7 protein-coding genes are annotated in these 11,046 nt (G+C 36.0%); 2 read left to right on the forward strand and 5 right to left on the reverse strand.

The features are described from left to right. Positions 1–58 precede the first annotated feature (58 nt). Positions 59–2,023: an S-layer homology domain-containing protein gene (locus AC1ECF_RS07965; protein WP_480388869.1), complete on the forward strand. Its 1,965-nt coding sequence runs from the start codon at positions 59–61 to the stop codon at positions 2,021–2,023. Between the two features lie 440 nt (positions 2,024–2,463). Here AC1ECF_RS07965 and AC1ECF_RS07970 read toward each other — a convergent pair whose 3' ends face one another. The 4 genes from AC1ECF_RS07970 to AC1ECF_RS07985 form a co-directional block, all read right to left on the reverse strand. Next, on the reverse strand, positions 2,464–3,249 hold the full coding sequence (locus AC1ECF_RS07970) for a GNAT family N-acetyltransferase (RefSeq protein WP_480388870.1): 786 nt from the start codon (positions 3,247–3,249) through the stop codon (positions 2,464–2,466). Between the two features lie 165 nt (positions 3,250–3,414). Next, a complete protein-coding gene (locus tag AC1ECF_RS07975; RefSeq protein ID WP_480388871.1) occupies positions 3,415–4,038 on the reverse strand; it encodes a zinc dependent phospholipase C family protein in 624 nt (207 codons plus the stop codon). 411 nt (positions 4,039–4,449) lie between these two features. Beyond that, positions 4,450–5,343, reverse strand: coding sequence for a C40 family peptidase (locus AC1ECF_RS07980; protein WP_480388872.1), 894 nt, complete (start codon positions 5,341–5,343; stop codon positions 4,450–4,452). 317 nt (positions 5,344–5,660) lie between these two features. Next, positions 5,661–7,544 (reverse strand): N-acetylmuramoyl-L-alanine amidase, encoded by a 1,884-nt coding sequence (locus tag AC1ECF_RS07985; RefSeq protein ID WP_480388873.1) that lies wholly within the window; start codon positions 7,542–7,544, stop codon positions 5,661–5,663. A gap of 229 nt (positions 7,545–7,773) precedes the next feature. Between AC1ECF_RS07985 and AC1ECF_RS07990 the strand changes: the two genes are divergently transcribed. Then, a complete protein-coding gene (locus AC1ECF_RS07990; protein ID WP_480388874.1) occupies positions 7,774–10,023 on the forward strand; it encodes an S-layer homology domain-containing protein in 2,250 nt (749 codons plus the stop codon). Positions 10,024–10,725: 702 nt separating this feature from the next. On the opposite strand, the gene AC1ECF_RS07995 is transcribed toward AC1ECF_RS07990, so the two are convergent. Beyond that, the coding region (locus AC1ECF_RS07995) for an IS3 family transposase (protein WP_480388875.1) at positions 10,726–11,046 on the reverse strand (321 nt) is incomplete at its 5' end.

Genomic DNA, 11,046 nt, shown 5'->3' on the forward strand with positions numbered 1-11,046 from the left:
TCTCCTAACCATTCTGTTAAACTAAAAATAGTTCGAAAAAGGGAGGGAATAGACATTGTTGAAGAAAAGCATAATTACTTTGTTGGCTATTCTTGTCATTTTTAGCCAATTATCTTTAAACTCTGCACTTGCCAGTGACATAGATAATCATCAGATGAGGCATGAATTATCCTATTGGGCTAATAAAAATGTTATTAGACCTGACTCAAAAGGCAACTACAATCCAAACAAAGCCGTAACTCGTGGAGAATTTGCCTCTTACATAGCAAGAGCTTTCGAATTACCAGCTTCTACGAAATATCAGTTTAAAGATTTAAAGCCAAATACTTCTCAAACAATAGAGATTCAAAATGCAGCTGGAGCTGGAATACTTGGCGGATATCCTGACGGAACATTTAAGCCAGAAAAAGAAATTACTCGTCAACAAATGGCTGGGATGCTCTATAAAGTTTTTAGATACTTACAACTTCCAGTAGAAGAAGTTCAACTTACCTTTAAAGACTCTGCTAAAATCGATCCTTCTTTTACAAAAGCAGTCTCTGCTAATGTAAATTTGAATATTATCCGAGGAAGTAATGAGAAGGCTGGTGTTTACTTCTATCCAAAAAGAAATGCTACCATCGCACATGCTGCAGCATTCTTATATAGAACAGTAGCTGCAATTGATCTGTTAAAGCCTGAAATCGAAGAGCCGACTCCTGAAAATCCGACAACACCGCCCGTTGAAACAACAACCTACCAGTTGGATACAGTGGTAAATGGACAGCTTATTAGTGGGAAGAAATATAATACCTATGAAGAAGCGTTAAAAGCATGGTCTGGTGGTAATCAAGTGATTACTCTTAATGATAAGATCATTAAAATGAATTCTGGACTCGCTGTTACAAAAGGTTTTACAAATATATATAATGCAGATAAAATTACCTCCCCTACCTATACAACTACTGATACTGAGCTTCAATATATTAGTAGTGATAAGGATTGGGTGCAAATTAAAATCGCAGGCCGAGAAGGCTATGTGAAACAGAACGATGTAAACCTATTACCTTATACGATGGTAGGCGAAAACAGAGCTTACTATGAAGTAAGTAATGGGGAGCTACGTCATTCTATCTATAACCATTCTAAGAAAACACGTGTTAGCTATGTAATGGGTGTGGCTCCTACATTCTTAGTGCCCGGAAAAAAATATTATAGCTGGGACGGTGTGAACTTTATTAATACCAACAGCGTGAAAGTTGGAGAAAGCTATAACTATTATCAATTCCTTCCGGTAAGATCTAAAACGAACTATACCGCTAAGGAAATAGATAGCTATATTAATGAGAAGCTTGCAGCACTAGAGCGCAGCTATATAGTTAACCCAAATAACGCAAACCTTCTTGTTTATAAGGACGCAACGAAGAAAAGTAAGTTGCTTGGCTTAGGAGAAATTCTTAAAAAGATAGAGGCTGAGCACAACATAAATGCGTTAATGATTTTAGCTTTAGCTCAGCATGAAAGTCAGTATGGATTGAGTAGTCATGCTCAAAACTATAATAACCTGTTTGGCTTATATGTTTATGACTCGAATCCAGCGAATAAAAACTTCGCTTCTGTAGAGGCAAACGTTTTAGAATTGATTCAAAAGTTTTGGAATAAGAATTACATCCCACCAAATGCACCTTATGCAAATGGTGCCGTGTTTGGTAATAAAAACATAGGTTTTAATGTGAAGTATGCTTCTGACCCTTATTGGGGAGCAAAGGCAGCTGGTCACTTCTATAATATTGATAAAGCACTAGGATTTAAGGATGCTAGAAACGCTTATCGAATCGGTATGACGACCACTGCTGGTTTAAATGTACGAAGAGATCCATCTACTAATCTGGCAGCAGCTTATAAGTATACCAACAGCAACATGCCAGTAATCATTTATGATACAAGTATTCCTGGCTGGGTACAGGTAGGCTCAGACTTAGTAGACCCTACCCCACTATATATCTCTAATCAGTACATCAAAGAATTAAATATTACCAAGTAACAGGACGAAAGACTGAAAACAGCTATGTTTTCAGTCTCTTTTTATATTTATAAAAAATACTTTTATATCTGGTGTAGGAAGAGGCTGGGACAAATTGAATGAGAAGCACTGGTATTTCTATCTAATAGAATTATAAGTGACTTCTTTTTTTGTGGACTTAGGTTCTCCACATCGTCGGACGCTTGGAGTGGAGCCCAACAGGATGTTGGTCAGGAAAACGTTGTCACACGATGTGACGTTCTTAGTTTTTCTAGCTTTAGAATAAAGTTTGATTAAAAATCATTTTAAATTCTTGATTTTACTGTATATAAAAAGCCATCGTTTTGAATAAAGATTAATCAAAACGATAGCTTTCTTTTATTTTTAAGGACTGTTGTTTATAAAAAAGATTGATTATTTTAAAACTCCTTATTTCAGTAACGCCCCCAAACCTTTATATATTATTCGCGGATTTCAGTTATACTTTTTCCACTTAAAAATGCGTGTCCCATTGTTAACTTTTTTTCTGTTTGAAATCCATACTTTTGATAAACTTTTTCTATTGATTCATCTATCGGAAAAACCCAAAGCCTTTTTATGCCTCTATTTATTGCTTCTTTTTGTATAAACTGAATAACTTCACCAATTAATCCTTTACCTCTGAATTCATCAATTGTAGCTACGCTTTCCATTCTAGCTTGCTCTCCATCTTCAAAAATACAAGCAGTTGAACAAGCTACTCCATCCAAGCGAAGAAGATAGTGTGTGAAGGAGGAATGATTGAATTGTTCTTTAAAAACTTTCTCAATAGTCTCTTTTCCCCCAAATTCTTTAATACTACATTCTATATCTAAAGCTACCTGATAGTTTTCTCTTGTCACTTTTTCAATAGTAACTCTCTTATTATTCTGAATTTCTACGACTCGGTTATTCCATAATTGAACAGGACTAATAAGTTCCTCATATCTAAAATTTCTTGTTTTTAATTCAGTAATGAGATTTTGCTGGTTCTCTATATTATAAATATAAAACCTTGGTATGATCTTTTTAGACTGATAGTAACCAATAACCTCGTCTATAACTGACTGTGGTTGTAAACACTCATCAATAATATGGGCGTGATTAGAATCATAATAATTTGGTTGATTTTCATTACAAAATAACATTCCCCAGCTAGTATCAATTCGTTCGGAAAAGGTTTCATAGTATGAAATATCTAGCATCAGCATTTCTTGTAAATTTAGCATCTGGTTCCCCTTAAGTTCTCAAAAATTTAATTAATATCATTCGAATTATAGCATAAATATTCCAAGTATTTATCAAGCTAACCTGTCCCGTTAGATCAATATGAAAAAGAGTTCCCTAAGCAACCCATTGATCTTTACTAAAGCACACAGTTAGTTGAAGATTTATTATGTAAGAGTTGGTTTGATATTCAGTAATCCCAAGTCAACTGATGTCTCTATATAACCTATTATCTGATTGAATGTAAATACATTAAGTTGTTCATTTATAACTTCCTTATCGTACTCCATATCTCCTAATGCAAAAGGAACAAATTTTTCTACATCTTTAGATTTAACTTCTTCTAAATCTAGAATTGTAGGGAAATAACTAAGGTGTTTTTTAAGTTCATCTGTAAAACCATAGTACTCTAATAATTTTCCATTTAGTAATCGGAAGTCATTATGATACAACTTATATAATCCTTCATCAGCATCCATTCTGTTCCTTAACCAAGAAAGGTTAAAACCTCTTAGAAATATATCATCAGCAATTAAATGAGTATAGTACCCTAATAAATAATGATTTGTATTTTCTACTCGTGAACTATATTTACGTAAAAACCCTTTATAATCTACGCTTCTTGAATAGTCTTGGACTTCACCTATCAAGAAATGTGATAAATTCTTTTCTTCATATGAAAAAACCGCATCTGGAGCAATACTTCCAAGCAAAAATGATGTTTTATCTTCTATCAATAAAGAATCTGCAATTTTATTACCAATAATCAAGTGCATTATTCTTGAACCCAAAATACTCATCCCCTTTACATGAATATTCTAACATTATTATCTGTATCCTTGTTGAACTATTCTGTCCCGTTTGTTTAAATGTATTTATTAACAAGCATTATCTGATTTAGTTAAATAAAACAAACCTTAGAGATTTTAATCAATCTTTTTTTATAAACGGTTAAACTAGTTGAATTCCACTTTCAGAACAGGTCTTAAACGTCAGCCACTGAAAATAATCAGAGCCTATAAATCCCCCTTATTTATTTCCATTTTTTACACTTATCATTTTATCTCCACACCTAGCAATCACCCCTTGTTATTTTCCATATTCCTGTAATCAAAATAGCTAAAAAAGCCATCTCACCAAAAATGGCGAAATGACTTTTTTTATGTTTATTTATTTGATAACCGGGTACAAGATTAATAGTATTAACGGTTTTCTGCTCGTTCTATGAATGTATTAATATGCTTAAATGTTACATAGTCATTAAGACCATAAGAACCGTCCGTTTTACCGATTGTGATACCATTTTGCGCTAAGATTTGGACATAGTCATAAGCCCAGTGGTCTGATTTTACATCTTTAAATTTCCAAGAACCTTTTCCTGGTTTTAGATCATATGCTTCTACTAATACTTTTGCGATTTGGGCTCTTGTGATTGGTTTAGATGGGTTGAAGTTTCCTTGATCACCGGCGAAGATGTTTGCTTCTGTTACAGCATTGATTGCTGAAAGGTATTTTGAGGATACTTTTACATCTTTGTAATAAGTAGAGCTAGATTTACTTTTTAGATTAAGTGAATTTGTAAGCTTTTGAGCTACTTCTGCTCTGCTTGCATAGATACTCATGTCGATGGAAGCCGATTTTACTTCTTCTGTTAACACTCGTTTTGCACCTACATATTTACTTCCCCAGTAATATGGGTCATTGATAGATGCTACACTAACACCCTTTGATGTTGACGAGTTGATGAACTGATTTCCACCCACATAAATTCCTACGTGAGAAACTCCTTTTCCAGTTGTATTAAAAAATACTAAATCTCCAACTGCTAAATTACTCTTTGCTACGCTTTTCCCAACTTGATATTGAGACGCTGCCGTTCTAGGTAAATCGATTCCTAAATCTTTGAATACTCTTTGTACATAACCAGAGCAATCAAATCCTTTAGTTGTTGTACCACCATATAAGTAAGGCACTCCTAAATAAGTATATGCCTGAGTTTTAATTTCACTTGGTGTAGCTGCTTCTGCTACCACTGCATTATTAATCAAAAGGATTGAGGAACTAAGTAAACATATTTGAGCGATTTTCTTAAACATTCTCTTTATATCTCTCCTTAAACTTTCTACCCTGTTATACTAACATGTATTAAGCTAGTTAAACATTACAGTTATATTTCAATTGAATAACAGTAAACGTCATAAAGTTTCATAGTTTTGGGAAATCCCTTAAAAGATGGTACAAAAAAGATGGAGTATTCTAGATTTATTTCATAAAGAAAGAGGCATCCCCTAATGGGATGCCTCTTTCTACTTTGACAGCTATCTGCTATATCGTATGTTTCTGCCTTGTTCGTTTCATTTCCGTCGCTCACAAAGGGTTAGTCTCAAATTCACTTATCAGACTCCCTTTCCTATTAAGGAGCGGAATAATATTGAACTATTCCGTTATAAATAGATTGTGCATAGATTTCTTGATATTTACTGTTTACGAGTTTATTAAAATCTGCTTCATTTGATATGAAACCTAGCTCCACCAACACAGATGGTATATCAACCATTCTATTTACATAGAAACTATTTTCTCTTACACCACGATCGGCCATTGATGCATTTTTGACTATTTGGCCGTTAATTTTCGTTGCAAGCACTTTACTTTCTGCTCCATTTTCATTGGAAGAAAGATTATAGTATGTTTCCGTACCTTTAGCTGACGTGCTAGTACTAGCATTTACGTGAATACTCACGTAAATCTCTGAAAAAGATGATTTTGCTAATGCTACTCGATCCTGTAAGGACGGGTAAGTATCGCCTTTTCTTGTCATAATAACCTTAGCGCCTTGGTTTTTTAACTTTTGCTCTACTAGTTTTCCAACATTCATCACAATCGTTTTTTCCATGACGCCTTTTCTTGTAGCTCCTGGATCTGTCCCACCATGCCCAGGATCGATGAGGATAATTCTATCCTTTAAAACACTTCCGGATTGGTTTAATAGTTTAAGATAAGTCTTATGTGTATAGCCTACACCACCAGCATACTCAATTTTCGCCCAAAATCCGTTGATACTCTTTACAGAAACCATATTCCCTTTCGTTAGCTTTCCAATAGTGGAATAGCTAGAACCAGGACCGCTACGAACATTTAATGAAGCTACGGTTACTTTCCCTTTTAAGCTGCTTGTCGAAGGGCTATCTACAGGTTTATCATTTGGATTTTCTGCATACTTTCCATTAATATAGCCTGGCATACCGTCAACCTTTACTAAGTACCAGCCATCCTTTTCTCCATAAATGTCCACAACTTGTCCCTTAGGGAAGGTGCCGAGTATTGGAGCTGTTCCAGTTGGCTTACTACGTACGTTTAAATCTACGGCAGTGATTGTCACTTTTCCAGTAGAATTTCCAATCACTTGCCCAAACCCATCTAAAAACATTGTATAGGCACTACTGATGTAATGTAGCTCACCATTATAATCGATTTGAAGCCACAAATCATCTACCTTTTCATAAACGTTTACTACATCACCGTTCTTTAGCTTGCCAACTACTTGTCCATCCATACTAGGCTCTGATCGTACGTTTAATGTGTCATTCTCAACAGTGACCACTGCAATAGCAATTGCTTGCGAACTATCTGGAACGGTAATTCCACCTACATCCTTATTCACGCGGAAGCTTTCATCTAATCCACGAGCGACAAATTGTGCAAATTGCTTTCTAGTCACACCTTGAGAAGGAAGGTATTTCCCTCCATCACCATGAGAAATTCCATAATAATATAATGCTTTTACATGGGTTGCAATAGATGCACTCTCTTTGATATCAGAGAATGGCATTTTTTGATTTTGATATTTGGTTAAGCTCAAATTGAATGCTTTTACTAGAGCAGTACTCATATCCTGGCGTGAGAAAGGTTTATTAATCCCAAAGGTTCCATCTGCATTTCCCTTCATGAAGCCCGACTTAACGGCTCTTTCAATATAACCAGATGCCTCTGTTCCAACTTTCACATCACTAAATTGTGATTTACTTACAATAAGAGGCTTTTGATTACTTGCCTCCACTAACATTTTCGCCGCTTGAGAGCGAGTTAAAACTTCACCTGGCTTGTATAATCTTTTACCATTTACTTGGTAACCTTTGATTATACCTTTCTTATATATGTATTCAATTTCTTGATATCCATCAGCGGAAACAGAAACATCTGAAAACGTTTGATTTGCGCTCACGTTCAATGAAAACGAGGCTGCGACCAAAAGAACAAGACTTGCAACGACCAACTGTTTGAAAAATACTTTCACTATTCTTCTCCCTTCTTACTAATATACCTAGATAGTAACAAAAGTTATTGGTAATTAATATCCTACATTTTTACTCAATTCTCGCTTTCTCCTCTATTTTTCTAAGTTTAAATGTGAAAAAATGGGGTAAAAGAATAAGAATTTGTCTATTACACAGTTATTGACCATATAATTTATAGTCGAACTTTGATAAAATTAAAATGTAATAATTGTTAAGGAGGAATAATTTTTGAAAAATTTGAAGTTACCTGTAATTCTTTTCGTTTTCGTATTGATTTTTGTCACATTCCAACCTTTGAATACACGCGCAGAGAATGTTGATCAAAAGTTTTTGGACATACATAATAATTTCTGGGCAAAAAGTGAAGTAACAAAATTAGTAGATTTACAGATTATCAATGGCTATCCAGACCTCCATTTTCGTCCTTCTGTAGATGTCTCACGTGGACAAGCTGCTAATCTCCTAACTAGCGCTCTAAAGCTAGAAGATGCCCCCTACCAACCAATTTTCACGGATGTAAGCAGCAAGTCTAGTCATCTAAAGGGGGTTATGGCAACATATAAGGCTGGAATCTTTAATGGTAAGCCCGACAAAACCTTTGGAGTTGGAGACACGCTAACTAGAGAGCAAATGGCCTCCGTTATCGCTAGAGCATTTGATCTGCAAGACACTGGAGAAACTATCACCTTCAAGGATGATGCGAAAATCAGTGAATCACATCGTGAAGGTGTAAAGCTGTTAGCTCAGCATAAAATCACAACTGGTAAGGAAGACGGAACCTTTGACCCGAAAACTGGAGTAAACCGTGCAACCTTCGTTGTGTTCCTACACCGTGCAATGGTTTCAACAGGAATGATTGAGCCTACTTACAACGTAACCTTTAATAATCCTGAACAAAATGGCAATATGACTGTAAGCAGAGAAATTCAAAATATCGTTTCTGTACCTTTAGCGGAGGACTTCGACACTCTTCTACGTTCCCAAAATGAGATGCGTTACCTTGGAGAGAAAACAGTTAAGCATAGCTATGCTACTGACATTGTTCATACCTATCGTATTTCGAATACAGGCGCAAGTATAAAAATTACCAAGCGAGTCTTTCCAAACGACGATTATATGGTCTTTACGAATCTAGTGAATACCTCAAAATCTGCAGTAAATGTTGATTTTATTTTAAAGGATTCCCAGGTAGAGAGCTCTAAGCTAATCAGCTATGATCGTTATCCTATTAAGAAGAATGAAGACGATACGTTTGGCTATGACCCTACCACTTATCCAAAAGGAATTGTCGAAAATACCTCAGTAGACGCTGAGCCAAATCAAACGATGTTTAGTAGATTATATCGTTCAAAAGAGCTAAAGCTTGTCTATCCTAATAAAGCAGTAAGTACTACAAGAGATCTGCAAGCAGAGATTGATGCATTCTCAAATGTTCTGCTGGGGACAACCCAGATGACAGTTATCCCTCTTTCCTCTCTTGGCAATGATATCGTGGATTACTGGTTTATGCACTCGGATGGCCTTTTATTTAAAACAAGAGAAGCAATGGACGCTTGGATGCACGAATCTGCAATAAACTATCGCAAACGTAATGATTGGTATACCCCTGAGGGGCCATATAATAAAATGGCAACCACTATTGAGCCAATGCCATTATCCTTTAACGGCTTCGGGAGAAATCTCTTAATGGTCAAAGAGGATCGAGTATTATTACGACACGAAGAAAATCCACAGCGTTACTTTGAAAACTTATTAATGAACTCCTTTGTAAACTTAGAAATCTTTAAGGGAGATGAACTCTTCTGGCAAACAGAGGTAACAAGCACCTACTTAAAGAGTCTCTATGGAATTACTGCACCGTTTATCGATACAAGATTTAATGAACAAATTGCATTATTCTTATACAGAGCCGGGAAAGATTTTAACATGCCTGATTACAATCAAGCCCTGAAGGATTATGCAGACTTGCTAGTAAAGCAAAAGAGTCAAGGAAATATCATCTCAGTAGATTCACAGTCCTACTATATTTCCGACTACTTCCCAATGGCTCAAAAGGTAAAAACACACTCTTCTATGAACCATGTACTTGGTGGAATGAACATTTTACTTCAAGCATATCAAGAGTTTGGAGATGCAAGGTATCTAAACACAGCTACTAGCATTCAAACAGCAATTGAGAAGGACAAGAAAAAATGGATTAGACCAGACCATGATATCTGGTACAAAATCTCTCCTGAAAAAGAATTTGTGGGTCGGGATTATAATCATTTAACAGTAGAAGACTTGATCAACTCTTATGAGCTATGGCAAGATATTAATCCAAAGCATCTCCCTGTAATCAAGGAATTAATAGAATCAAAGGTGAAATACCTCGATAAGAATAAACTAGGGTATTCTACTAAAATGAGACAAGGCTTTGAGAGACTAGATATGCTTCATTTATTACCAGCTGGCTCTGAATTCACAGACGCAAACTAACACGAAATGCGTAAGCGCCTGTTCTGCCCCGATAAGCAAATGGGGATTGGCAAAGCGTTGGAGCTAGACATAAAAAACAAGAAACACTAGGTTTCATGGCAATAAAACACAAAAAAAGCTGTCCCAAAATGCACGTGATGTGACTTTTGGAGACAGCTTTTTACTATCATTTAATTGTTCTTTCCATCTGAATGATATACAACCATCCCTACTATGAATTCTGCTAAATGTTCATCAATGGTTGTTCTAATTTCTTCAACAGATTAATTATCAATTAGCCGAACAGAATAAGGCATTTTCAGCTAACGGTTACTTTTAGTTCAATAAGGACGTAGAATATTTGTCAAAAAGCGGTTGGGGCATAAACCTATGCCCTCTTGATGATCTATATCCTTTTGTTATTTGTTAATCAAAATTGTAATTTTTAGTGAATAACTATATTGGTTCGTAGCAGCGTCGGCGACTCCTGCGGGAGCAGGGTGGTAGGCAAGACAGCACAGCCGTACGCGCTAGCGTTGGGTGCTGGCTTACCTTGTGGAGGGAAAACTAAGAACGTCACATCGTGTGACAACGTTTTCCTGACTAACATCCTGTTGGCCTCCACTCCAAGCGTCCGACGCAGCGGAGAACCTGAGGTTCAAAAAATAAGAAAGCACTTATGATTCTGAAGTGACCCCTAAAAGTTAGACACGGTTATTTCATCTAGGCAGCTTGTGTAAAATGAGTTCGGTATTGTACCGGACTCATTTTTAATTTTGCCTTTATGCGTTTCGTGTTGTAATACTTTATATACTTTTCTAATTCGACCTTAAAATGCTCCACACTTTGAAATTCCTTTAAGTAGAGAAATTCGGATTTCATAATACCAAAGAAGTTCTCCATGATAGAGTTGTCGTAACAGTTGCCCTTTCGAGACATACTCTGCTTGATGTTTTTGGATGCAAGCACGTCCCGGTATTTTTCCATCTGGTAATGCCAGCCCTGATCTGAGTGCATGAGCAGCTTATGTTTCTCAGGCAGGTG

It is taken from the genome of Psychrobacillus sp. Z3-81 (assembly GCF_056620325.1).